Raw genomic sequence first — 23,121 nt, forward strand, 5'->3', positions numbered from 1 at the left:
TCAAAACAAAAAACCGGCCACGGGGGCCGGTTTTTGCATAGATGCTTTTAGAAAAGCTTATGCGCTTTCCTTCGGCGTCAGAACCTGACGGCCGCGATACATACCGGTCTTCAGATCGATATGGTGCGGACGGCGCAGTTCGCCGGAGTTCTTGTCTTCAACGTAGGTTGCAGACTTGAGACCGTCAGCCGAGCGGCGCATACCGCGCTTGGACGGGCTTGTTTTTCTTTTTGGTACAGCCATTTTTGTTACTCCACTTAAGCGGCGAAACAACGGAACCGGCCAGAACCAAAGGCCGAATGTCGGATGTCTCGATATCGGAAATTTGGCGCGCTTATACATGCCCAAACGGGCTTTGACCAGCCCTGATGCGCATTTTTTCCGATTCAGGGAAATCAGCGCGGCAGGCCTGTCTCAGATATCGGAAATCACAGGCGCGGGTTTATCGAAAACAACGAGTTCCTTGAAGTGGTTCATATCCTTGAATTCACAGAAAGCTGGCGGTCGCATCTCTATGACCGGCGCGGCAGCGCGCAGTTTTTCAAGTTCTTCATCCAGCATGGCCTGCCAGCGCGGCAGGGTTTCCGGCTCGAACCAGCTGATGATGTAAGACAGGGTGATGTGAAATTCGTAGGTTTCATGATCCGGGTGGCGATAGCCGAACAACTTGGCAAATTCATCCCGCCAGAGAGCCACGATCCGGTCATCCTCGGCCGTAGCACCCTTCATGACAAGGCCCGTCGGGCGCAGGCCCGTCACCTGCATGTTGAATGCCGGCAGGGCCGGAAAGGCGAAGAGCCGGTCGCGATAATAATCGGTCATCACGTCAATCGGCGTATCGAGAGGAATGTTTTCCGGCCAGTAGGGCAAGGCGCGGCGGAACTCGATGATGCCCTGAAACACGGTCATATGCAGGCTGGAAATCGGCGTGAAGGCAAGCTGCGACGCCTCCGGCATGTCCAGAAAGCGCTGGCGGGTTGCGATGATCGCTTTTTCGGTCTGCGATCCGCTGGCGAGATGGCTTACAACGGTATTGCCGGGCTCCGGCAGAAACTCGCCATCCGCATTGAAGCGGCTGCCGAGATGGCGCGGCGGCTGATCGTGGTTGGCGACGGAAATATAGTCGAGATCTTTCGAGACCAGCGGGGCGTGCATGGGAAACTCCTTGTGAAACGTTTCCCCTAGTCCCCGCACGCGACAAAGTAATGACATCCGCCGCTCATTGACCGATCAATGCGCCTCATCCCAATTGTCCGCCGCGCGGGCGTCCACTTTCAGCGGCACCCTCATGGAAATCGCCGGCATGGCCGCATTTTCCATGACGGAGACGACGACCGGCAGGGTCTTTTCGATTTCCGCTTCCTCGACTTCGAAGATGAGTTCGTCATGCACCTGCAAAAGCATGCGGGCGGAAAGCTTTTCCGCCTCCAGCGCCGGCTCGATGCGGACCATGGCCCGGCGGATGATATCGGCGGCCGAGCCCTGGATCGGCGCGTTGATGGCCGCGCGCTCATTGAAGGCTTTTACCGAAGGATTGGAGGAGCGGATTTCCGGATAATGGGCGCGGCGGCCAAAAATCGTCTCGACATAGCCGTTTTCGCGCGCGAAGGCTTTGGTCGCTTCCATGTAATCGCGAATGCCGGGAAAACGCTCGAAATATTTCTTGATATAGTCGCCTGCTTCGGAGCGGGCGATACCAAGCTGATTGGCGAGACCGAAGGCGGATATGCCGTAGATGATGCCGAAATTGATCGCCTTGGCGCGGCGGCGCACTTCCGACGGCATGCCTTCAACCGGCACGCCGAACATTTCCGATGCCGTCATGGCATGAATGTCGATGCCGTTTTCAAAGGCGTTCCGAAGCTGCGGAATATCGGCGACATGGGCAAGCACGCGCAGTTCGATCTGGCTGTAGTCGGCCGACAGAAGCTTGTGACCGGGCGTGGAAATGAAAGCCGTGCGAATCTTGCGGCCTTCCGCTGTGCGAACCGGGATGTTCTGAAGGTTCGGCTCCGAGGAGGACAGGCGTCCCGTGGTGGTGGAGGCGAGCGCATAGGACGTATGCACCCGCTTCGTCCCGGGATGGATATATCCCGGCAGCGCATCTGTATAGGTCGATTTCAACTTCGTCAGCTGCCGCCAGTCGACGATCTTGCGCGGCAGTTCGGCACCTTCCGCTGCCAGATCTTCCAGAACCTGCGCCGATGTTGACCATTGGCCGGTCTTGGTTTTCGAGCCGCCGGGCAGACCCATCCTGCCGAACAGAATATCGCCGAGCTGCTTTGGCGATCCGATGTTGAAGCGCTCGCCCGCCAGCTCGTAGATTTCCTCTTCGAAGGATGCGGCCTTCTGGGCGAGTTCGCCGGAAAGGCGCGAGAGAATCTGCCGGTCCACGGTGATGCCGCGCTCTTCCATATGCGCCAAAACCGGCACGAGGGGACGTTCCAGCCGCTCATAAACCTTGGTCAGCCGTTCCGAGACAAGCCTCGGCTTCAGCGCCATCCAGAGCCGCAGGGTCACATCGGCATCTTCCGCAGCATAAGCGGTGGCCTTGTCGATATCGACAAAATCGAAGGTGACACTCGACTTACCCGATCCCGCAACGTCCTTATAGGCGATCGGCGTGTGGCCGAGCCAGCGTTCGGACAGCGAATCCATGCCGTGCGTGGCCTTGCCGGCCTCGAGAACATAAGAAATCAGCATCGTGTCGTCGAAGCTCCGCATGACGACGCCATGGCGCTTCATCAGCAGATAGTCATATTTCAGGTTCTGCGCGACCTTCAGAACGGCTTCGTCTTCGAGCAGGCCCTTCAGACGCGCCAGCGCCTCGGCAAAGGGCACCTGCCCTTCGGCCAGTTTGATGCCGTCGCTGAAAAGATCGCCGCCGGAACCGGTCTTGTGCGTCAAGGGAACATAGGCGGCCCGGATATCGGTGCCCGTGGCATCCTTGCCGTTATCGGCAATGGCCAGAGAAAAACCGACAAGTGCCGCCTGCATCGGGTCGAGCGAGGTCGTTTCCGTATCGAAGGCGACGACGCCTGTCTCCCGGGCCGCCGCGATCCAGCGGTCGAGCGTGTCAAGGTCCCTGATCGTCAGATAGGCGGTCGTATCGATCTTGGCGGCGGAAAAAAGCGCCTGTCGCGCTGTGGCGAGATCAGCGGGCGCGCTACCCTCCCCCGTTACTTTCCTTGCCGGAGCGGCAGGCGAAGCCGAAGCGCCAGCGGCGCTAGTGGCCACTTCGCCAGCGTTCACGGCAGCGGCTGGCGCATCGAGATCGGGACCATGGGCTTCGGCGCCCCATTGTACCGGCACATTGGCGGGATCGATGGCGGAAGCGTCGGTTTCGGTCGCCTCGGCAACCCGGCGTGTTAGCGTCGTGAACTCCATCGCCTTCAGGAAGGCGATCAGTTTCGGGCCGTTCTGTGGTTCGAGCACCAGCGCTTCGAGAGACTGATCCAGCGGCACATCGGTTCTGAGTGCCACGAGCTGTCTGGAAAGGCGGGCAAGCTCCGCATTGGCGATGATATTTTCCCGGCGCTTCTGCTGCTTGATTTCGCCTGCCCGCGCCAGCAGTGTATCGAGATCGCCGTATTCCTCCAGCAATTGTGCCGCCGTCTTCGGGCCGATGCCAGGAATGCCAGGAACATTGTCAGTCGAATCGCCCGTCATTGCCTGCAGGTCGATCATCTTTTCCGGGCCTACGCCCCACTTCTCGACAACGTCCGGAACGCCGATCTGCTTGTCCTTCATGGCGTCGTACATATGTACATTAGCCGTGACGAGCTGCATCAGATCCTTGTCGGAGGAGATGATGGTGACATCGGCTCCGATCGCCTCGGCCTGCCGGGCATAGGTGGCGATGATATCGTCCGCCTCGAAGCCTTCCGTCTCAATGCAGGGAAGGTTAAAGGCGCGCGTCGCCTCACGGATCAGGCCGAATTGCGGCACCAGATCTTCCGGCGGCGCGGTGCGGTTGGCCTTGTAGAGATCGTAAAGTTCGTTGCGGAAGGTCTTCGACGAATAGTCGAAAATCACCGCAAAATGCGTCGGAGTCACACCGACATCGGTGTTGCGGGCATCCTTCAGAAGCTTCCACAACATGTTGCAGAAGCCCGAGACGGCGTTGACCGGCAGCCCGTCCGACTTGCGGTTCAGCGGCGGAATTGCATGGAAGGCCCGGAAAATGAAACCGGAACCGTCAACGAGGAAGAGATGATCGCCTTTTTTCATGGGTAGCATGGATAGCGCGGGGCCGTTTTGGCGTCTACCGAAACTTCGCGCAACGCACCGGAAAGAGCGGGGAATGAGGCGGTAGCATAGGCCTGCAAAATTCACCTGAACGTTACCGATTTGTAATCCGACTTTCCCTTGAAAAGCCGCATTTGGAGACACATTTCTCAGTGGACGGCGCCTGATCACGCCGTAGTCTGATAGCTGGCTCGTCCCCCGCCGCGTCAGACCGGACAAAGGCCTTTCCCCCTCTCCGGGCCTTTGTCCTCCAATATGACCGCCATGGCCGACCCCTCCCGGCCATGGCGGTTTTGTTTTATGCACTATTTCGGTCTGGCTTAAACATATCATGCGATATATATCGCGCTATCGAATTGCCGGGCTGAGCCGGCCGATGCTTTATGGGCGGAAGAATGGGTTTTTCCCGGGACGAATCGGCAATCTATCTCGCTTCGAGAATGGCGCGGGAATTCACCATGGCGCTGCAGAAAAGAGCCGCCGCTCTGGGTTTCTCGCCCGGGCAATTCCCCATCCTCATCGAACTCTGGCATGAGGACGGCCTGACGCAGCGGCAATTGCTGGATCGGATCGATGTCGAACAGGCGACGCTCGCCAATACGCTCTCGCGCATGGAGCGCGATGGGCTGATCGTCCGCAAATCCCATCCAAGCGACCGCCGTGCCCAGATCATCGAACTGACCCAGCGCGGCAGGGATCTGGAAGCCAACGCCATTGCCGCCTCCGAAGCCACCGAAGATGCGTTGCTCAAGGATTTCCGGCGTTTCGAGAGGCAGCTTCTGCTGGAATATATGCGCCGGGCGATCGAAAGCGCCAAAAAAGCGAAATAGCATTTACAGCCCGAAACCGCTTCGCACTTTCCCTGAACTGCTCTATCGTTCCGGCGGCCGCACGTTTGCCGATTCACGACGCGCCGGCCCCCTTGTTTCCCGCGATGCGCGATGCCCGGATGTTTCGTCTTATCGCCGGGTCACGACAGACATGACAGGATCATCGATGACAGACGTTTCCCCCATTCTTTCCACCGCCGACGACAATCTCACCTCGAGCCTCGAGCGGCTGTTCGAACTCGTGCGCATCCCCTCGATTTCGACGGACCCCGCCTACAAGGCGGAATGCCGCAAGGCGGCGGAATGGCTAGTCAGAACGCTTTCGGCGCTCGGCTTTACGGCTTCCGTCCGGGATACGGCCGGCCACCCCATGGTCGTTGCGCATCACGATGCAGCCACCGAGGATGCACCGCATGTGCTTTTTTACGGCCATTATGACGTCCAGCCGGTCGATCCGCTCGAGCTGTGGGAAAACGATCCGTTCGAACCCGCCGTCAAGGATATCGGCGCCGGCCGGCAGGTGATTACCGGACGCGGAACGGCGGACGACAAGGGCCAGCTGATGACCTTCGTGGAAGCCTGCCGAGCGTACAAGGCTGTCAATGGCGGCCTGCCGGTGCGCGTTACCATTCTTTTTGAAGGCGAAGAAGAATCCGGCTCGCCGTCACTGAAGCCATTCCTCGAGGCCAATGCGCAGGAGTTGAAGGCCGATTATGCGCTGGTCTGCGATACCGGCATGTGGGACCGGGATACGCCCGCCATTGCCGCAGCCCTTCGCGGCCTGGTTGGTGAAGAGATCATCATTACTGCGGCTGATCGCGATCTGCATTCCGGCCTTTTTGGCGGCGCCGCCGCAAACCCGATCCACATCCTCACCGATATCCTTGCCGGACTGCATGACGAGACGGGCCGCGTGACGCTTGCCGGTTTTTATGACGGTGTGGAAGAAACCCCTGCCAACATCAAGGCCTCCTGGGAAACGCTTGGCCGCACGGCGGAAGCCTTCCTCGGTGAAGTCGGCCTTTCTGTTCCCTCGGGCGAAAAGGGCCGTTCCGTGCTGGAGCAGACCTGGGCGCGCCCGACGGCCGAAGTCAACGGCATCATCGGCGGTTATACCGGCGACGGCTTCAAGACCGTGATCGCCGCGAAAGCCTCCGCCAAGGTGTCGTTCCGCCTCGTCGGCGAGCAGAACCCTGCAGCCATTCGCGACAGCTTCCGGGCCTATGTGCGATCCAAGATTCCGGCCGATTGCTCCGTGGAGTTCCACGAACATGGCGCATCACCGGCCATCCAGCTGTCCTACGATTCGCCCGTGCTCACCAAAGCCAAGAATGCGCTTTCGGAAGAGTGGCCAAAACCCGCCGTTGTCATCGGCATGGGCGGCTCGATCCCGATCGTCGGCGATTTCCAGACGATGCTGGGCATGGATTCGCTGCTTGTCGGCTTCGGCCTGACGGACGACCGCATTCACTCGCCGAATGAAAAATACGATCTGCAGTCCTTCCACAAGGGCATCCGCTCCTGGATCCGCATTCTGGACGCGCTCGCGGCAAAATGACAAAAAAAGAGGAAGCGCCGGTTACCCGGCGCTTCCTCCCTTTCCGTTTGCTCATCGCAAAAACAAAAAGGCCGGGCAAGCCCGACCTTTCCATCCGTTTTCCGTCAATGCCAGTACATCCGTGGTCAAAGCGTTCAACGGTGATGTTCCAGAGCGTGTCCACTTCCATGGCCGCCGCATTTCACCATCAGGATCGGCTGCTTCGGTTAATCTTTGGTTAACGCGATAACAGCGGCACTTTCGAAATGCCCGTCCGACAGCTCTCATCTGAAACACTGTTGAACCCTATATTGGTATGCACTCGCGCCTTTTCAAGGCCCGCCCGTTCGCCGCGCCCTTCAAAAGAAAAAGGCCGGAGAAATCCGGCCTTTCCATTCATGCGAGTGACCCTTTCGGGCCAAAGCGCGTATCAGGCAGCAACGAGGTTGCCTGCGGACATCTTGCCCGAGCGGCGGTCCTGCATCAGCTCGTAGGAGAGCTTCTGGCCGTCGTTGAGGGCGGTGAGGCCCGCACGCTCAACAGCGGAGATGTGAACGAATACGTCCTGCGAACCGTCGTCAGGCTGAATGAAGCCGTAGCCCTTGGTTGCGTTGAACCACTTTACTGTACCAGTCGCCATAACGATTTCCTTCCGTTGGCAATTGTATTTGCACTGCAAGCAGTGCGGACTTGGGTCGAATTTGAAGGAAAAGATCGTCGTGAGCGTCTAAAAAGACGCCGAAGCTCTGGTCGTCAAACAAATATCGATGGCGAAGTACCTAGGTGGGAAGGGGCTGAAAGTCAAGTTTCTTTGAACACGGCCAACTGGTCAGGGTTAAGTAGGGGCCAGACCATGAACGCAAAAACCCGGCGCGGGAGGAGGTGCGCCGGGTTCTTGAAACTGACTGACAATTGGGAGGAGGAGTATTGTCAGTCCAATCGGGCGACGCTGGGAGGAGGAGTGCGTCGCTTCGATGATTTGAAGATACAGTATACCAGCTTAAAAAACAGACGTTTCATCGCAGCGCAGCATTGCGCATATTGCATAGCTATTCCGGGGCGACTTGAAGCTTCTCCGCGTAACGCCTAATAAACACGCATGTCTATCGAATCCGTCAGAGCTTTTTTCACCGAAAAGTCACCCGAGGTTGCCGTGATTGAAACGGAAACGAGTTCGGCGACAGTCGCTTTGGCCGCCGAAGCGCATGGTGTCGACCCTGACCAGATTGCGAAGACCATTTGCCTGAAGGCGGGTGAAATCATTCTTCTCGTCGTCGCCGCCGGCACGAAGCGGCTCGACAACCGCAAATTCCGCGATCATTTCGGCGTAAAGCCGCGCATGCTCGACCCGGAAGAGGTTGTTGCCGTAACCAGCCATCCCATCGGCGGCGTGTGCCCTTTCGGCCTGCCTTCTCGGCTTCCGGTGTTTTGCGACATATCGCTGAAAAACTATCGCGAGGTGGTTCCCGCGGCCGGTGCCACCAATGCGGCGGTGAAGATTTCGCCGGAGGTTATGGCCGAATTGACTGGAGCGGAATGGGTCGACGTCTGCCAATGACGCCGATGTGATCCGGCCAAGACTTAACCCCGCCTTAAATTGCCGCATTTAAACTCTTCATCCTGGATTAAGAATCGCGCAGGCATAGACGCCTTAAACCCGAACGGGATGTGCACGGTTTCGCAAATAGGAGCGACTTCGGCTGGATGGCAGGCAAAGGTAAATCACGCGAACGGGTAGAACCCTCCTTCGGGGATTTCCACGAGTCCGGCGATGACCTGCGTCTTGACGCCAGCGAGCGCATTGGCGGAACCACAAAACAGCAGGCCAAAAACCCGAAGCCGGCATCCAGTCGCACCACCTCCCGCAAGAAAGAAAAGCGCAGCAGCAATTCCGGTCGCGGCGTCATGGGCTTCATCCGCTCCCTCTTCTACTGGTGCATCGTGCTAGGCATCTGGGGCGGAATCGGCGTTGCCGGGCTTGTCCTTTATTATGGTGCGCGCATGCCGAGCGCCAGCAGCTGGTCCATTCCCGAACGTCCGCCGAATGTGAAGATCGTTTCGGTCAACGGCAGCGTGCTTGCCAATCGCGGCACGACCGGCGGCGAGGCGCTCGCGCTGGAAGATATGTCGCCCTATATTCCGCAGGCCGTTATGGCGATCGAGGATCGGCGGTTTTATTCGCATTTCGGGGTCGATCCGCTGGGCCTCGGACGCGCCATCGTCACGAATGTGCTGACGGGGCGAGCCGTGCAGGGTGGCTCGACTCTGACGCAACAGCTCGCGAAAAACCTGTTCCTTTCGCCGGACAGGACGCTGGAACGCAAGGTTCAGGAAGTGCTGCTGTCCTTCTGGCTGGAACACAAGTTCACCAAGGACCAGATTCTCGCGATGTATCTCAATCGCGTCTATTTCGGCTCCAACGCCTATGGCGTCGAGGCGGCGTCTAGGCGCTACTTCAACAAATCCGCGCGCGACGTCAATCTGGGCGAGGCGGCTATGCTCGCCGGGCTTCTCAAAGCCCCCTCACGCCTTTCACCGGCGCGCGATCCGCAGGCGGCGGAAGAACGGGCGCAGGTCGTGCTGCAATCCATGCGCGATGTCGGCTTCATTACCGATGACGAAATCAAGACCGCCATGTCGCAGCCCCCGACCAAGGCGAAACGTTTCTGGTCGGGCGCCGAGCATTACGCCGCCGATATGGTGCTGGAAGAAGTGCGCAGCCTGGTCGGCGAGGTCAAGCAGGACATCGTTGTCGATACCACCATCGACCCCAATCTCGAACGCGACGCCGAGAAGTCGCTTACCCATGTGCTGCAAGGTGACGGCAAGAAGCAGGGCGCTTCGCAGGCGGCGCTGGTTTCCATCGATGGTACGGGTGCGATCCGCGCGGTCGTCGGTGGAGCGGATTATGCGGAAAGCCAGTTCAACCGCGCCGTGAAGGCAAAACGGCAACCCGGCTCGGCCTTCAAGCCCTTCGTTTACGTCGCCGCCCTCGAATCGGGGCTTACCCCCTACACGATCCGCAATGACGCGCCGGTACGCATCGGCAACTGGACACCGGAAAATTACGAGAAGAAATATCGCGGCGAAGTCACGCTCGCCACTGCGCTTGCCAATTCGCTGAACACGATCGCCGCACAGCTGGTGATGGAAGTCGGCCCGGAACGGGTGACACAGGTGGCCCATCGCATGGGCATCGAATCCGAGCTGCAGAACAATGCTTCCATCGCGCTCGGCACCTCGGAAGTGTCGCTGATGGAGCTGACGGCCTCCTATGCTCCCTTCATGAATGGTGGCTACAAGGCGACACCACATATCGTCAAACGCATCACCGATGCCGACGGCAAGGTGCTTTACGAAAACAAATACGACAATCCGCCGCGTGTGCTGAGCGAAGACATCGCCGCGACCATGAACGGCATGTTGTCGCGCGTCATCACCGAAGGCACCGGCAAGGCCGCGCGCCTTCAAGGCTGGCAGGCGGCTGGAAAGTCGGGCACGACCCAGTCCTTCCGCGACGCCCTTTTTGTCGGGTATACAAGCAACCTGACCACAGGTGTCTGGTTCGGCAATGACGACGGCACATCAATGAAGAAGGTCACCGGCGGCGGCCTTCCCGCAAAGGCCTGGAAAGATTTCATGACCGCCGCCCATTCGGGGCTGTCGCCTTCGCCGCTCTTCGGCCTCGGTGCATCGGGTGTTCCGCCGCTCGGGGAAATGCAGCAACCGGCGCCGGAAAGCGCGCCCTCCACCATCGGCGATATCATTTCCAATGCGCTCGGCGGCGGGACTGCGGATAACCATGCCTACCCCCAGGCCCCGGTTGCGCCAAACCCAAATCAGCCGGGCGTGCCGATGCCGCCGGCAAATATCCCTTCCCGCGATATCGAACCCGGCTATTCAGCCGGCAACGGGCCTGTGCCACCCGCCGAAATCGGCGATCAGAGGCCATCCCGACCGAAGCAGACGACCCTGCTCGATATTCTCATGGGAAACTAACGATTTAGAACACGCGGCAGGCGCTGGTCGCGGGGTCGATGGCAATGTCGCCATCGCTGCAGAAAACTCCCGATTTTACAGGGTTTGGTTCCATGCCACAGGCCCTCTCCGCAGCCACGAGCGGAGAGGATGCTCGCCCTTACAACATCCGCGTGCAGTCGCATTAACCGTAGATTGCCATTTGCGCCAGAGCGGTTACATTTCGCATGACTTTTTACGGTAAATGAATTATTAATCCTTCATATAAATTAATTTTCTTCTATCAAAATAACTTTTCAGGGCTCTATATTATGCTGGGTACTAAAGGCTCATCGCATGCCGTTTTTTACGGTGCCTCCTATTCCGCAGCCACAACTTTCGAATCGCCGGAAACGCAACCTTCCTCTTCGGAAAAAACCGTCTCCGCATTTTTGCGCGGCCAGTTCGCGCTCAAAAGAACGATGGATATTGCAGGGGCGTCCATCGCCCTTGTCGCGCTCGCGCCGGTGTTGCTCACCGTCGCAGTGATGGTCAAACTCGACAGCAAGGGGCCGGTCCTGTTTTCGCAGGTCCGCTGGGGTATGAACGGGCGGAAAATCCGTGTCTATAAATTCCGCTCCATGAGAACCGACCTTTGTGATGCCACCGGTGTGGCGCAGACGGTGAAGAACGATCCCAGAATAACCCGGATCGGCGCAATTCTTCGCCGCACCAATATCGATGAACTGCCGCAGCTTCTGAATGTGCTGAAAGGCGATATGTCACTGGTCGGGCCTCGCTGCCATGCCATCGGCATGCTGGCGGCCGGTCGTCTTTATGAAGAGCTTGTGCCACACTACCATATGCGGCACAGGGTGCGGCCGGGCATTACCGGCCTTGCCCAGATGCGAGGATTGCGCGGCCCGACGGATCGCAGCGACAAGGCCCGCGCCCGAATCGTCTCCGATCTTTATTACGTCGACAATTTTTCGATCTGGCTGGATATCAAGATCATGGTCGGAACGGTGATTTCCGAATTGCGCGGCGGCAAGGGTTTCTGATTTTCACGAGTCATTCGTCCAGGCGTAAAAAACGAAAGCCCGGCAGCGATGCCGGGCTTTTATCATTGAACATCATGGCGATCAGTTCATCGGTGCGGGCGCTGCATTCGGATCCGGAAGCGGTGCCGGGTTTGCCGACAGCGAGCGCAGATAAGCGATGAGATCGGCTCTTTCGGTTTCCTTCTTCACGCCTGCAAAGCCCATGGCCGTGCCGGGAACGTGTTTCTTCGGAGCTTCGAGGAAGTAGTTGAGATGATCGTAATCCCAGTGAACGGAACCGCCTTTGGAGAAATCCTTCATCCCTGCGGAATAGCTGAAACCTTCGTGGCTGGCGATCGGCCGGTTAACGATATCGAAGAGATTGGGGCCGACCTTGTTTGCACCACCACTCTCTCCGGTATGACAGCTCGTACATTTCTTGAAGACCGTCTCGCCCTTGGCGGCATCGGCGCTCGCAAGCAATTGCGCGATCGGCGTCGCGGCTGCCGCGGCTTCTCCGCCGGCTGCTTCGCCGCCACCCTCTGCCGCAGCAATGGCGTAACCTTCCTTCTCGGGCGCCGGCGCATGAAAAATGCCCTCAGAGGCAATCGACACCGACATCAGAACGAAAACCGTGCCCAGCAACGCCCCAACGCCCATATTAACATAAGAATTCATCTATATGCGCTCCCTCGCATCCGCTCCATATAACCGGGCATCTTGAAATTACTCGAAAGCTATGGCTTTTGCACAGCCTGCGCAACTTGAATAATGGTCCCCACACCGTGACGTTTTGACACTTTTCGGGCGGGATTTGAAGGGTGTCGGATGAAGAATCGGGATTTCGAGAAAGCTGTCGTCCTCATACCGGCGCGGATGGCATCCACGCGCCTGCCGGGCAAGCCGCTCGCCGACATTGGCGGCAAGCCAATGATCGTGCAGGTGGCCCTTCGGGCGCGCGAGGCCGGCGCCGAACGAATCGTCGTTGCGGTCGATGACGAGCAGGTATTTTCCGCCGTTCAGAATGCCGGTTTTGACGTGATGATGACACGCGACGACCACCAGTCCGGCTCGGACCGCATTTTCGAGGCACTGCAAAAGGCCGACCCCTATGGCAAGGCGGAATATGTCATCAATGTCCAGGGCGATCTTCCGACCATCGAGGCGGAGACGATCCGCTCTTCGCTGCGTCCGCTGGAAAATGCCGCCGTCGATATTGCGACACTGACGGTCGAAATCGCCGACGAGGAAGAAAAAACCAATCCGAACGTCGTGAAAGTCGTTGGCAGCCCGCTTTCCGACACACGGCTGCGGGCGCTTTATTTTACCCGCACCACCGCCCCTTACGGCGATGGCCCGCTTTATCATCATATCGGGCTTTACACCTATCGCCGTGCAGCACTTGAGACATTCGTCAGCCTGCCGCCTTCGCCGCTGGAAAAGCGCGAAAGGCTGGAACAGCTGCGCGCGCTGGAAGCGGGCATGCGCATCGATGCGGAAATCGTCAGTTCCGTGCCGCTCGGTGTCGACACGCCGCACGATCTGGAAAAAGCCCGCAAAATCCTCGCAAGCAGAACTCTCTAACGGAAAGTCCCATGACCTTGAGCACAAATCGCATTGCCTTCCAGGGCGAATTCGGTGCGAATTCCGATATGGCCTGCCGTGACATGTTCCCGGATATGGAACCCTTGCCTTGCCCGACATTCGAGGACGCCTTCAACGCCATTGAAAACGGCGAAGCCGATCTCGGCATGATCCCGATTGAAAACACGCTTGCCGGCCGCGTTGCGGATATTCATCACCTGCTGCCGGAATCGCGCCTGCACATCATCGGCGAATATTTCATGCCGATCCGCTTTCAGCTGATGGTGATGCCGGGGGTGAAAAAGGAAGAGATCCGAACCGTCCACAGCCACATTCACGCGCTGGGCCAATGCCGGAAAATCATCCGCTCGAACGGCTGGAAGCCCGTCATCGCCGGCGATACGGCGGGCTCCGCGAGACTGGTATCTGAAAAGGGCGACCGCAGCATGGCAGCCCTTGCGCCGCGCCTTGCCGCCAGCCTCTACGGCCTCGATATTCTCGCTGAAAACGTCGAGGATTCGGAAAACAACGTCACGCGTTTCGTTGTGCTTTCCCGTGATGAAAACTGGGCCAAGCGTCAATCGAGCGACGAAATCGTCGTCACCACCTTCGTTTTCAATGTTCGCAATATTCCGGCCGCGCTCTACAAGGCCATGGGCGGTTTCGCGACGAACGGCATCAACATGACGAAGCTCGAAAGCTACCAGCTCGGCGGTAAATTCGTGGCGACGCAGTTTTATGCCGATATTGAAGGCCACCCCGATGACGAGCCGGTGCGGCATGCGCTGGACGAGCTGCGCTTTTTCTCGGAAAAAGTCCGCATTCTCGGTGTCTACAAGGGCCATGCGATGCGCGGCAAGCTCCACCAGGGTTGAGCCTGCCGAACGCGATTATTTCGTCCATTCCACCCAGTCGCGCATCAGCCGGTGCGCGATGGCGCCGCCGGGAGGCGCGGAAAAGCCCTCACCCGTTGCAGTCTCCAGCATCTTTGCGACGTCCGCCCGTGTGAACCAGCGGCAATCCTCCAGTTCGATCTCATCGCGGGCAATATCGAAAGACAGCGCCTCTGCATAACAGCCGATCATCAGCGTATGCGGCATCGGCCAGGGCTGCGACGCGTGATAACGCACGCGACCGACTTCAACACCGGATTCCTCATGCGTTTCGCGGCGGACGGCCTGCTCGATGGTTTCGCCCGGCTCCACAAAACCGGCAAGGCACGAATACATGCCCGGTGCAAAATGCGCACCGCGGCCAAGCAGGCAGAGATCACGCTCGATATTGATCGTCATCATGATAACGACAGGATCGGTGCGGGGAAAAATCATGTGGTTGCAGGCGGCGCAGATACGCTTGTAGCCACCGATGCGCAGCTCCATGGCACCGCCGCACTTACCGCAAAATCGATTGTCGGCGTTCCAGTGGGTGAGGCTGACGGCCTGGGCAACCTCGCTCAGCAATTCCTCATCGAGAAGATGATCGCGATAAAGGGTACGGGCGTCGGCGAGTTTATAGTGGCTCGCGAGCTCATCCTCGGCCACGGCGACCGGCACCGCAATTCTCGGCTCGCCGGTTTCGCGATATCCGAGCAGCACGGCATTGTCGAAATCCGGCTGCAACTCGGCCAACTCATAGGCGGAAAACAGGGGATCGATGACCTGCTCGTCATGTTTCAGAACAAGCCGGTTGCCCGAAAAGGCAAAAATATGGGTGCCGTCAACTTTCAGAGCCTCGGCAACACATTCCTCGGTCCGCTTTTCAGCGAAACGGTCGAGAGCGTTTTTGGAAAAGGCCGTCAGCAGGCTTGCTTCGGGATGCGGGGCAGTGGATTCAAAAATTTTCATTGACATCATCAGAGCGCGCCGGAGATTTTTTTCATCAAAGTTTCCTTTTCGCCCGCGGCATAGGGCACAGGCTTTCCGTGACCCCAGATGGGATCCGGCCAGCAGGTGTCGCCTTCGTTGCGGGCGATAATATGGACATGCAGCTGCCGGACGATATTGCCCAACGCCCCGACATTGATCTTGGTGGCTCCGGTAACTTCTTTCAAGGCGGAGGCGACGAGATTGGTCTCGAATGTCAGCACGGCCTGATCAAGCGGGGTGAGATCGAACAATTCGCTGACGCCGTCCCGCTGCGGCACCAGCACCAGCCAGGGCCAGCGTTTGTCGTTTTGCAAACGCAGCTCACATAGTCCCAAACGCGTCACAAGCACGCTGTCGCGCGCCAGTCTCTCGTCCAGCCGGAATGTCTCCAAGGCGTCCTCCATGTTTGTTTTCATTGTGATAGCAGTTTTTTGAAGGCTTGGCTTGCATTTGCTTTCGATATTGCCGATATGTGGCCCGGGAGGTTGGTGGTGGACGAGCCACTCGCCAACCGGGTCAGGTCCGGAAGGAAGCAGCCCTAACGAGCCCGGCACGGGTCGCCGTGCCAGCCTCCCACCTTTTTTAAAAGACGTGCTCAGCTTTCGCCGGGCCAGTTCAGCGCCCCAAGATAACTGGCAAAACAAACTGGCGAGGCGATGAGCGACACCGTACCCCCCACATCAAGCGAATCCCAGGTCGGGACCGGCTACCGGGTACTGGCGCGCAAATATCGCCCCAAGGATTTTTCCGATCTGATGGTCGGCCAGGAACCGATGGTCCGCACGCTGACCAATGCGTTCGAGACCGGGCGCATCGCGCAGGCCTATATGCTGACCGGCGTTCGCGGCGTGGGCAAGACGACCACGGCCCGCATTCTCGCCCGCGCGCTGAATTACAAGACCGACACCATCGACAAGCCGACCATCGACCTTCGCATTCCCGGCGAACATTGTCAGGCGATCATGGAAGGCCGGCATGTCGACGTGATCGAGATGGACGCCGCCTCCCATACCGGCATCGACGATATTCGCGAGATCATCGAACAGGTTCGCTATCGCCCGGTTTCGGCGCGCTACAAGGTCTATATCATCGACGAAGTGCACATGCTGTCGACGCAGGCTTTCAACGGTCTTCTGAAGACCTTGGAAGAGCCGCCGGAACATGTGAAATTCATCTTTGCGACCACCGAAATCCGCAAGGTGCCGATCACCGTTCTATCGCGCTGCCAGCGCTTCGATCTGCGTCGCATCAGCGCCGCCGATCTCGTCGGACTGTTCACCGCCATCGCGGGCAAGGAGGGTTTCGAAGCCGATCCGCAGGCGCTGTCGATGATCGCCCGCGCCGCCGAAGGTTCCGCGCGTGACGGCCTTTCCCTGCTCGATCAGGCGATTGCCCACGGCGGCGGCCGTGTGGAGGCCGAAGCGGTGCGCGGCATGCTCGGCCTTGCCGACCGGGCGCGCATTGTCGATCTCTTCCAGCATGTCGTCAAAGGCGATGTTGCGGCAGCCCTTTCGGAATTCAACGGACAATATGAGGCGGGCGCGAACCCCGTCGTCGTATTGAACGATCTTGCCGATTTCACCCATCTCGTTACCCGCATGAAATATGTGCCTGACGCGGCGGAAGACCCGTCGCTTTCCGAGATCGAGCGCGTGCGTGGCGCGGAGCTTGCCGAAACCATCGCGGTGACGGCGCTGTCGCGCATCTGGCAGATGCTGCTGAAGGGCATTCCTGAAACGGAAAACGCCTCACGCCCGGCGGGTGCCGCTGAAATGGTGCTGATTCGGCTTTCGCATGCCGCCAACCTGCCGGCACCGGAAGATGCGGCGCGGCGCCTGCTTGAGCTTTCCAGCGGTGACGGCGGTTACGCCAATGGCGCACCTTCCGGCGGTGGCAATGGCGGCGGCGCGCGTGCCTATTCGTCGGCGCAGACCGTGGCAGCGGCAAGACCTGCAGACTTTGCCGCCCCGAGGCAGGCGGGCCCGCAGCCCTCCACCATGCTACGCGCTGTTCCAGATAGCCGGCCGCAGGAGATGCAGGTCGCGACCCCGAAAACCGAAGAGCGGCCGGAGCCGAAGGTTCCCGTCAATTCGGTGCAGGATATTGCCGATCTCTGCCAGAAAAACCGCGATCCCGTTATGCGGGCGAAGGTACGCAACTTCGTGCGGCTGGTGCGGCTGGAGCCTGGCCGGCTCGATATGCGCCTCGGCGAAGGTGCGCCCGGCTCGCTACCCGGTGAACTTGGCGTCAAGCTGAAGGAATGGACCGGTATCCACTGGATCGTCAGCCTCAGCAAGGAGCAAGGTGAGCCGACCTTGGTCGAGGCGGAAGGCAATGCCCGCGATGCCCGCCTGGTCGATGCGCGTCAGGACCCTGATGTTGCCGCGATCCTGGCGCAGTTTCCCGGCGCAAAGATCACCGACGTGCGTATCCGCGCGGCGATACAGGATGAGGCGGAGGACATCACCCCGCCATCGGTTGCCGAATCGAGCGAAGGAGACATCCTTCCCGGCGACGACATCGAGTTTTAAACAAGAAGAACAGGAGATTGGCACATGCGCGACATCATGGGTATGATGGGCAAGGTCAAGGAAATGCAGTCCAAGATGGAGAAGGTGCAGCAGGAAATTGCCGCCCTCGAAATCGAAGGCCGGGCCGGTGGCGGTCTGGTGACCGTCATTTTGAACGGCAAGGGCGAAATGCGCGGCCTGAAAATCGATCCTTCGCTGTTTAAAGAAGACGAGGTCGAAATCCTTGAGGACCTTATTGTTGCCGCCCATAAAGACGCCAAAGAAAAGGGCGAAGCGCAGGCTCAGGAAAAGATGGCCGATCTGACCGCAGGTCTGCCGCTACCGCCTGGCATGAAGCTGCCTTTTTAAGATATTCCAACTGAAGAGGATGGCGTTGAGCCTTCGCCATCCTCGCGACGCGACCTTAAGATTCCAGCATCGCACGAAACCGGCTTGCGAGCGGTGTTTCAAGATAGGCCGCGCGTTCGGCTTCGTTGAGTTGCATGGGACGGAAGCGCTGCAGGATAGTCGGTATCGGCAGTTTCGTTCCCGAATAGGGTTCGAACATCACCTCCTCACCGGCCGCAAGCATTCCACCTTTCAGCACCCGGCAATAAAAACCCGGCTGGCCCGCCTCTCGGAAACGCGGGGCAAAATCGGGATCGCCGATGCGGGCCGACAGCGTGGCGCAGGGGATGCGGGCAGCGGTCACCTCCAGCACGATGTCGTTGGCCGTAAACCTGTCGCCCACATGCAATCTCGCGCTGTCGACACCATCAAGCACGAGGTTCTCGCCGAAAAATCCGGGTTCAACCGTAAAACCCAGGGTGCTCGACCAAAACTCGAGATCGACGGAGCCCATGACGTAAATCGCCTGATCCGGCCCGCCATGGTGTTTGCGATTGCACACGGCGTCGCTGACAATGCCTTCCGCGTCGACCATGACCGGGCCATTCACGGCATGTTTAAAGATGCCCGTCTTCGTCGTCTTTCCCGGCAGGCTTTTTGCCTCGCCCCGACACACCGCCCTGATTTTCATCGACTGCCCTTCAAGCTTCATGATTCCCGTTCCCCGATTTATGCAGTAGAAAGCGCTCATGGCAAAACGAGTCACCGGTCCCGAAATTGAAAAACTGATCCAGCTTCTGGCAAAAGTGCCGGGGCTTGGGCCCCGCTCGGCACGGCGGGCGGCGTTGCATCTCATCAAAAAGAAGGAACAGCTCCTCGGGCCGCTCGGCCATGCCATGGGCGAAGCCTATGACAAGGTGAAGATCTGCTCCTGCTGCGGCAATGTCGATACCATCGATCCCTGCACCGTCTGCGCCGACGACCGGCGCGACCAGTCCGTCATCATCGTGGTGGAAGACGTGTCTGACCTCTGGGCGCTGGAGCGGGCGGGCGCGATGAACACCGCCTACCACGTTCTGGGCGGCACGCTGTCGCCGCTCGACGGTGTTGGGCCCGAGGACCTGAATATCAAGGGCCTGATCGACCGTGTGAGCGCCGGCGGCATTCGCGAGCTCATCATCGCCGTTAATGCGACGGTGGAGGGGCAGGCAACCGCTCACTACATCACCGACCGCCTCTCCGACCTCGGCATCAAGATCACGAGGCTCGCACATGGCGTGCCTGTGGGCGGCGAGCTTGATTATCTCGACGAGGGCACATTGACCGCGGCGCTTCGGGCGCGAACGACGATCTGAGGCCTACCTCCCTCCCGTCATTCAAAGAGGAGACCGAATGCGAAACCATTTTGCCCCGAAGGTACTGGCTGCACTTCTTTCCGTTTTTTCAGCAACGACGGCCTTGGCGCAGTCGGCGCCGACAGGAGCAGCGGCAGCCCGATATGACGCCGAATTTAATGCCTGGCTGAAAAAGGAAATCTGGCCGGAAGCCCGCAAGGCCGGCATTTCGCAAAAGACTCTTGAAGCCACGCTCAGCGGCCTCTCCATCAGCTGGAACCTGCCCGATCTCGTCATTCCCGGCCAGAAGCCGCCAAAGGAGCAGAGCCAGACCCAGGCGGAGTTCTCCTCGCCCGGCGCCTATTTCTCCGAAAAGCGGCTGCAGGGACTTGCCGGTACTGGCCGTTCGCTTGCGGCAACGCATGCGGCGACGCTGCGCAGGATAGAGGCGAAATATGTTGTGCCTGGCGAGATCGTCGTTGCGATCTGGGGCCGCGAATCCGGTTTCGGCCGGGCGAAACTGCCGCATTCCGTGGTCGATGTGCTGGCCACGAAAGCCTATATGTCGACCCGCAAGGAGATGTTCCGCGCCGAGCTGATCGACGCGCTGAAGATCGTCGAAAACGGCGATATAGCGGCTTCACGCATGATGGGTTCCTGGGCCGGCGCGCTTGGCCAGCCGCAGTTCATGCCATCAAGCTATCTGAAATATGCCGTGGATTTCGATGGTGATGGCCACCGCGATATCTGGAATTCCGTGCCGGATGCACTAGCATCCATAGCGAACTATCTTTCCAAGCGTGGCTGGCAGCGCAATCGCGACTGGGGTTTCGAAGTCTCCATCCCCGCCAATGTCTCCTGCGCGCAGGAAGGCCCTGATCTGGCCCGGCCGGTGGCCGACTGGGCGAAGATGGGCATTACCCGCATTTCCGGAAAAGCCTTTCCTGCCAATGACCTGACCGCCGATGGAATGATGCTGGTGCCGGCCGGGCGGCATGGGCCGGAATTTGTGGTGACGCCGAATTTCTACGTCATCAAGGAATATAATAATTCCGATCTCTACGCGCTCTTCATCGGCAATCTCGCCGATCGCATCGCCCATGGCGCAGGGCCGTTCAAGGGGGAATGGGGCAATGTCGGGTCGATGCTGCGCTCCGACGTGTTGGCCATGCAGAAGGCGCTGGTCGCCAAGGGTTACGATGTCGGCAAGGCGGACGGGCTGGCGGGTTTCAAGACGCGCCGCTCACTCGGCGACTGGCAGTCGAAAAACGGCCTCACACCGACATGTTTTCCCGATGCCACGCTGAAGGCGAAGCTGAAATAATCCGCCGCCGGCCCATCGTCTCTCAATGCTGGTCGGTATGCGGCTTGTGGAAGATATCGTCGGTCGGCGGAATGGTCTGCCGTTCGATCATCCGGTGCACCCGCGGCCGCGTCTTGCCGCGGTGAAGCTCCAGCAGCCGGTCCCAGGCCTCGGCATCCGCCTGGGTACGGCGGTGGTTGTGACGAACATATTCCACCCATGTCGGCACATGGTAACTTTCCGTCCAGATGTCGGGGTTTTCGAGATCGCGCATCAGGTTCCAGTTCCGTGCGCCATCGCGCAGACGGATGCGGCGGCGTTCCGCCATCAGCGGCAGGAATTCGCCGAGATCTTCGTCATGGATTTCATAATCAATGAGAATGGCGATCGGGCCGCTGCGCGGCTTGACGTCCAGTCTCAGCGGCGGCTCCACAAAACGATTGAGTGGATCGAGATTGAGCGAGGCGAAGGCCGGCATGGCGAGCTTGAGGCCGACGAGAACGCCGAGCAGCATCAAAACGCACGAACAGAGAAGTGAATAGGAAATGCCGTAATCTTCCGCCAACTCGCCCCACAGCCAGCTGCCTACCGCAATGCCGCCGAAGGTCAGCGTCTGATAAAGCGACAGTGCCCGGCCCACCACCCAGCGTGGGGTGGAGAGCTGGACGATGGTGTTGAAGAGCGACAGGGCCAGCACCCAGCAGGCACCGGCAATGGTCAGTACAATCGACGTGATGATGGCGCTCGTGCTGACCGCCGTTACGCCAGCGCTGAAAGCGAAGCCTAAAAAGGCGACGCGCACGATCCATTCGCTCGACAGGACTTCGCGCAATCTGGCGCTGATAAGGGCTCCACCAATCGCGCCGACGCCGAAAGCGCCAAGCATGACACCGTAGGTCAGCGGGCCGCCCTCGACCAGATCACGGGCGACAATGGGCATCAGGGCAAGGATGGCGCTGGCGGAAAGACCGAAGAGAAAACCCCGCACCAGCACCTTGCCGATATTGGGCGACATCGCCACATACCGCATGCCGGCGGAGATGGCGGCCAGAAGCTGCTCACGCGGCAGGGTTGAGGCATATTTGGGCGGTTGCCAGCGAAATAGTGCGTAGATCAGGGTGAAATAGCTCAGCGCATTCACGAAAAAAGCGGCAGCGGCACCCGCGGCGGCGACGATGATACCACCGATGGCCGGGCCGACACTGCGGGTGATGTTGAAGCCGACGCTGTTCAGCGTCACGGCGGCGGGCAGATCCTCACGCGGCACCATTTCGCCGACCGACGCCTGCCAAGAGGGATTGTTGAGCGCCGTGCCGCAACCGATCATGAAGGTGAAGAACAGCAACAGCCAGGGCGTGAGCCAGCCAGACCAGGCAAAGACGGTGAGCAGCACGGAGGCCGTCAGCATCAGCAGCTGCGCCGAAATCATAATGCGGCGGCGGTCGAAGCTATCGGCCAGCGCGCCTGAAATCAGTGAGAACAGCATGATCGGCAAAGAGGTGGAGGCCTGAACCAGCGCGATCATGTTTTCCGAACTCGAAAGCGAGGTCATCATCCATGCGGCACCCACCGCCTGGATCAGTCCGCCAAAGTTCGAGGCAAGGCTGGCGATCCAGATTCGTCTGTAAGTCAAATGCCTTAAAGGCGCGAGTGGCGATTTACGGTCAGGCACGCTCTGTCCACTTGATGCAACTGCGATTTGTCAAACGGCAACTATAGACAGCGCCGGCGATCATGCCAGCCTTTCCGGCATGGTAAGGGTGAAAATGTGGCGGGACCGTTACTGAAACGCAGACGCCTGCGAAAACCTTGCAATCCTGCCCCAATAGGTCTATATGACCTTTGAAATTCTTGATCGCTTGATGAAGAGTGGGGCCGCAAGGCTCCGCTCTTTTTCGTTAGGCGAACCGGAAACCACGGGCTGACTGCCCGATGAACATCAAAGACCGGAAGGCCAGATGGCAGACACCGCACAAGAACCGCGACTGATAACCGAAACAGGCATCGACCAGCGCATTGCCGAGATCATCGAGCCTGTTCTGACGGGCATGGGCTATCTTCTGGTGCGCGTGCGGCTCTCCAACCAGAACGGCATGACGCTGCAGGTGATGGCCGAGCGCGAAGACGGAACCATGACCGTTCAGGACTGCGAAGCCATTTCGATGGCGATTTCACCGGTTCTTGATGTGGAAGATCCGGTCGATAAAGCGTATCATCTCGAAGTTTCCTCGCCCGGTATCGACCGGCCGATGGTTCGCAAATCGGATTTCACCCGCTGGCAGGGCCATCTGGTGAAGGTCGAAACCTCCATTCTGGTCGAGAACCGCAAGCGGTTTCGCGGCAAGATCGTTGAGGTTGATGCTGACGGTTTCAAGCTGGAACGCGACCAGATCGCTTATGGCGAAGAGCCGACAGTCATTGTTCCGTTCACCGCGCTTTCGGATGCGAAGCTCATTCTGACGGACGACCTTATTCGTGATGCGCTGCGGGCAGACAAGGCGGCAAAGGCCGCCGCCGCAAACCAGAACGACGAAAACGAAGCAGACGAAGACTAATTCCAACGTA

The 23,121-nt window shown here is 59.1% G+C and carries 21 protein-coding genes and 1 other RNA gene; 13 read left to right on the top strand and 9 right to left on the bottom strand.

Annotation, left to right across the window (positions count from 1 at the left end):
- Positions 1 to 57: 57 nt before the first annotated feature.
- From rpmF to polA, 3 genes are all read right to left on the bottom strand, one after another.
- Entirely contained in the window at positions 58 to 243 is a 186-nt protein-coding gene (gene rpmF, locus ACQZ48_RS17015) for a 50S ribosomal protein L32 (protein WP_003507205.1), read from the bottom strand.
- A gap of 171 nt (positions 244 to 414) precedes the next feature.
- A complete protein-coding gene (locus tag ACQZ48_RS17020) occupies positions 415 to 1,155 on the bottom strand; it encodes a DUF1868 domain-containing protein (protein ID WP_191217281.1) in 741 nt (246 codons plus the stop codon).
- A 75-nt stretch (positions 1,156 to 1,230) separates the two neighbouring features.
- A complete protein-coding gene (gene polA / locus ACQZ48_RS17025; RefSeq protein WP_191217280.1) occupies positions 1,231 to 4,230 on the bottom strand; it encodes a DNA polymerase I in 3,000 nt (999 codons plus the stop codon).
- A gap of 413 nt (positions 4,231 to 4,643) precedes the next feature.
- Between polA and ACQZ48_RS17030 the strand changes: the two genes are divergently transcribed.
- Positions 4,644 to 5,078, top strand: a complete 435-nt coding sequence (locus ACQZ48_RS17030; protein WP_162520634.1) for a MarR family winged helix-turn-helix transcriptional regulator — start codon at positions 4,644 to 4,646, stop codon at positions 5,076 to 5,078.
- A gap of 166 nt (positions 5,079 to 5,244) precedes the next feature.
- Positions 5,245 to 6,636: a dipeptidase gene (locus ACQZ48_RS17035; protein WP_448729052.1), complete on the top strand. Its 1,392-nt coding sequence runs from the start codon at positions 5,245 to 5,247 to the stop codon at positions 6,634 to 6,636.
- Between the two features lie 409 nt (positions 6,637 to 7,045).
- On the opposite strand, the gene ACQZ48_RS17040 is transcribed toward ACQZ48_RS17035, so the two are convergent.
- On the bottom strand, positions 7,046 to 7,255 hold the full coding sequence (locus ACQZ48_RS17040; RefSeq protein WP_003492998.1) for a cold-shock protein: 210 nt from the start codon (positions 7,253 to 7,255) through the stop codon (positions 7,046 to 7,048).
- A 459-nt stretch (positions 7,256 to 7,714) separates the two neighbouring features.
- Between ACQZ48_RS17040 and ACQZ48_RS17045 the strand changes: the two genes are divergently transcribed.
- The 3 genes from ACQZ48_RS17045 to ACQZ48_RS17055 all read left to right on the top strand — a co-directional run bounded on the left by ACQZ48_RS17045 (position 7,715) and on the right by ACQZ48_RS17055 (position 11,633).
- Positions 7,715 to 8,173, top strand: coding sequence for a YbaK/EbsC family protein (locus ACQZ48_RS17045; RefSeq protein WP_448729053.1), 459 nt, complete (start codon positions 7,715 to 7,717; stop codon positions 8,171 to 8,173).
- A 146-nt stretch (positions 8,174 to 8,319) separates the two neighbouring features.
- Complete coding sequence (locus ACQZ48_RS17050; protein ID WP_448729054.1) at positions 8,320 to 10,614, top strand: PBP1A family penicillin-binding protein; 2,295 nt, start codon at positions 8,320 to 8,322, stop codon at positions 10,612 to 10,614.
- Positions 10,615 to 10,904: 290 nt separating this feature from the next.
- The gene (locus ACQZ48_RS17055; protein ID WP_080791952.1) at positions 10,905 to 11,633 is read left to right on the top strand and encodes a sugar transferase; all 729 of its coding nucleotides are present in this window, start codon (positions 10,905 to 10,907) and stop codon (positions 11,631 to 11,633) included.
- A gap of 81 nt (positions 11,634 to 11,714) precedes the next feature.
- Here the strand turns inward: ACQZ48_RS17055 and ACQZ48_RS17060 are convergent, their stop codons facing one another.
- A complete protein-coding gene (locus ACQZ48_RS17060) occupies positions 11,715 to 12,290 on the bottom strand; it encodes a c-type cytochrome (protein WP_077983264.1) in 576 nt (191 codons plus the stop codon).
- Between the two features lie 150 nt (positions 12,291 to 12,440).
- Between ACQZ48_RS17060 and ACQZ48_RS17065 the strand changes: the two genes are divergently transcribed.
- Positions 12,441 to 13,196, top strand: coding sequence for a 3-deoxy-manno-octulosonate cytidylyltransferase (locus tag ACQZ48_RS17065; protein ID WP_191217278.1), 756 nt, complete (start codon positions 12,441 to 12,443; stop codon positions 13,194 to 13,196).
- An 11-nt stretch (positions 13,197 to 13,207) separates the two neighbouring features.
- The gene (locus ACQZ48_RS17070; RefSeq protein WP_137409543.1) at positions 13,208 to 14,071 is read left to right on the top strand and encodes a prephenate dehydratase; all 864 of its coding nucleotides are present in this window, start codon (positions 13,208 to 13,210) and stop codon (positions 14,069 to 14,071) included.
- A 15-nt stretch (positions 14,072 to 14,086) separates the two neighbouring features.
- Here the strand turns inward: ACQZ48_RS17070 and nudC are convergent, their stop codons facing one another.
- Both nudC and ACQZ48_RS17080 read right to left on the bottom strand, forming a co-directional pair.
- Positions 14,087 to 15,046, bottom strand: a complete 960-nt coding sequence (gene nudC, locus ACQZ48_RS17075; protein ID WP_191217394.1) for an NAD(+) diphosphatase — start codon at positions 15,044 to 15,046, stop codon at positions 14,087 to 14,089.
- Between the two features lie 2 nt (positions 15,047 to 15,048).
- Positions 15,049 to 15,477 carry an HIT domain-containing protein gene (locus ACQZ48_RS17080; protein ID WP_191217277.1) on the bottom strand — a complete coding sequence of 143 codons (429 nt, stop codon included), beginning with the start codon at positions 15,475 to 15,477 and terminating at the stop codon, positions 15,049 to 15,051.
- Positions 15,478 to 15,541: 64 nt separating this feature from the next.
- Here ACQZ48_RS17080 and ffs point away from each other — a divergent pair.
- The 3 genes from ffs to ACQZ48_RS17095 all read left to right on the top strand — a co-directional run bounded on the left by ffs (position 15,542) and on the right by ACQZ48_RS17095 (position 17,940).
- Positions 15,542 to 15,638: signal recognition particle sRNA small type (ffs, locus tag ACQZ48_RS17085), an RNA gene on the top strand.
- A 79-nt stretch (positions 15,639 to 15,717) separates the two neighbouring features.
- Positions 15,718 to 17,592 (top strand): DNA polymerase III subunit gamma/tau, encoded by a 1,875-nt coding sequence (locus ACQZ48_RS17090; protein WP_191217276.1) that lies wholly within the window; start codon positions 15,718 to 15,720, stop codon positions 17,590 to 17,592.
- Between the two features lie 24 nt (positions 17,593 to 17,616).
- Positions 17,617 to 17,940 carry a YbaB/EbfC family nucleoid-associated protein gene (locus ACQZ48_RS17095; protein ID WP_006309920.1) on the top strand — a complete coding sequence of 108 codons (324 nt, stop codon included), beginning with the start codon at positions 17,617 to 17,619 and terminating at the stop codon, positions 17,938 to 17,940.
- 55 nt (positions 17,941 to 17,995) lie between these two features.
- Here the strand turns inward: ACQZ48_RS17095 and ACQZ48_RS17100 are convergent, their stop codons facing one another.
- Positions 17,996 to 18,631: an MOSC domain-containing protein gene (locus ACQZ48_RS17100; RefSeq protein WP_165691223.1), complete on the bottom strand. Its 636-nt coding sequence runs from the start codon at positions 18,629 to 18,631 to the stop codon at positions 17,996 to 17,998.
- Positions 18,632 to 18,668: 37 nt separating this feature from the next.
- Between ACQZ48_RS17100 and recR the strand changes: the two genes are divergently transcribed.
- The gene (gene recR / locus ACQZ48_RS17105; RefSeq protein WP_077983270.1) at positions 18,669 to 19,274 is read left to right on the top strand and encodes a recombination mediator RecR; all 606 of its coding nucleotides are present in this window, start codon (positions 18,669 to 18,671) and stop codon (positions 19,272 to 19,274) included.
- A 37-nt stretch (positions 19,275 to 19,311) separates the two neighbouring features.
- Complete coding sequence (locus ACQZ48_RS17110; protein ID WP_191217275.1) at positions 19,312 to 20,577, top strand: lytic murein transglycosylase; 1,266 nt, start codon at positions 19,312 to 19,314, stop codon at positions 20,575 to 20,577.
- Between the two features lie 22 nt (positions 20,578 to 20,599).
- On the opposite strand, the gene ACQZ48_RS17115 is transcribed toward ACQZ48_RS17110, so the two are convergent.
- Positions 20,600 to 22,228, bottom strand: coding sequence for an MFS transporter (locus tag ACQZ48_RS17115; protein WP_142914228.1), 1,629 nt, complete (start codon positions 22,226 to 22,228; stop codon positions 20,600 to 20,602).
- Between the two features lie 286 nt (positions 22,229 to 22,514).
- Between ACQZ48_RS17115 and rimP the strand changes: the two genes are divergently transcribed.
- Positions 22,515 to 23,111: a ribosome maturation factor RimP gene (rimP, locus tag ACQZ48_RS17120; protein WP_077983273.1), complete on the top strand. Its 597-nt coding sequence runs from the start codon at positions 22,515 to 22,517 to the stop codon at positions 23,109 to 23,111.
- The last annotated feature ends 10 nt before the right edge of the window (positions 23,112 to 23,121 follow it).

This window comes from Agrobacterium sp. 22-209-1 (assembly GCF_053522485.1).

Coding starts and splice junctions, on each gene's coding strand:
- ACQZ48_RS17035 (WP_448729052.1), top strand. CDS start 5,245: ATGACAGACGTTTCCCCCATTCTTTCCACCGCCGACGACAATCTCACC.
- ACQZ48_RS17045 (WP_448729053.1), top strand. CDS start 7,715: ATGTCTATCGAATCCGTCAGAGCTTTTTTCACCGAAAAGTCACCCGAG.
- ACQZ48_RS17090 (WP_191217276.1), top strand. CDS start 15,718: ATGAGCGACACCGTACCCCCCACATCAAGCGAATCCCAGGTCGGGACC.
- ACQZ48_RS17040 (WP_003492998.1), bottom strand. CDS start 7,255: ATGGCGACTGGTACAGTAAAGTGGTTCAACGCAACCAAGGGCTACGGC.
- ACQZ48_RS17095 (WP_006309920.1), top strand. CDS start 17,617: ATGCGCGACATCATGGGTATGATGGGCAAGGTCAAGGAAATGCAGTCC.
- ACQZ48_RS17055 (WP_080791952.1), top strand. CDS start 10,905: ATGCTGGGTACTAAAGGCTCATCGCATGCCGTTTTTTACGGTGCCTCC.
- ACQZ48_RS17100 (WP_165691223.1), bottom strand. CDS start 18,631: ATGAAGCTTGAAGGGCAGTCGATGAAAATCAGGGCGGTGTGTCGGGGC.
- ACQZ48_RS17050 (WP_448729054.1), top strand. CDS start 8,320: ATGGCAGGCAAAGGTAAATCACGCGAACGGGTAGAACCCTCCTTCGGG.
- recR (WP_077983270.1), top strand. CDS start 18,669: ATGGCAAAACGAGTCACCGGTCCCGAAATTGAAAAACTGATCCAGCTT.
- ACQZ48_RS17065 (WP_191217278.1), top strand. CDS start 12,441: ATGAAGAATCGGGATTTCGAGAAAGCTGTCGTCCTCATACCGGCGCGG.
- rimP (WP_077983273.1), top strand. CDS start 22,515: ATGGCAGACACCGCACAAGAACCGCGACTGATAACCGAAACAGGCATC.
- ACQZ48_RS17020 (WP_191217281.1), bottom strand. CDS start 1,155: ATGCACGCCCCGCTGGTCTCGAAAGATCTCGACTATATTTCCGTCGCC.
- ACQZ48_RS17060 (WP_077983264.1), bottom strand. CDS start 12,290: ATGAATTCTTATGTTAATATGGGCGTTGGGGCGTTGCTGGGCACGGTT.
- ACQZ48_RS17070 (WP_137409543.1), top strand. CDS start 13,208: ATGACCTTGAGCACAAATCGCATTGCCTTCCAGGGCGAATTCGGTGCG.
- nudC (WP_191217394.1), bottom strand. CDS start 15,046: ATGTCAATGAAAATTTTTGAATCCACTGCCCCGCATCCCGAAGCAAGC.
- polA (WP_191217280.1), bottom strand. CDS start 4,230: ATGAAAAAAGGCGATCATCTCTTCCTCGTTGACGGTTCCGGTTTCATT.
- ACQZ48_RS17080 (WP_191217277.1), bottom strand. CDS start 15,477: ATGAAAACAAACATGGAGGACGCCTTGGAGACATTCCGGCTGGACGAG.
- ACQZ48_RS17030 (WP_162520634.1), top strand. CDS start 4,644: ATGGGTTTTTCCCGGGACGAATCGGCAATCTATCTCGCTTCGAGAATG.
- rpmF (WP_003507205.1), bottom strand. CDS start 243: ATGGCTGTACCAAAAAGAAAAACAAGCCCGTCCAAGCGCGGTATGCGC.
- ACQZ48_RS17110 (WP_191217275.1), top strand. CDS start 19,312: ATGCGAAACCATTTTGCCCCGAAGGTACTGGCTGCACTTCTTTCCGTT.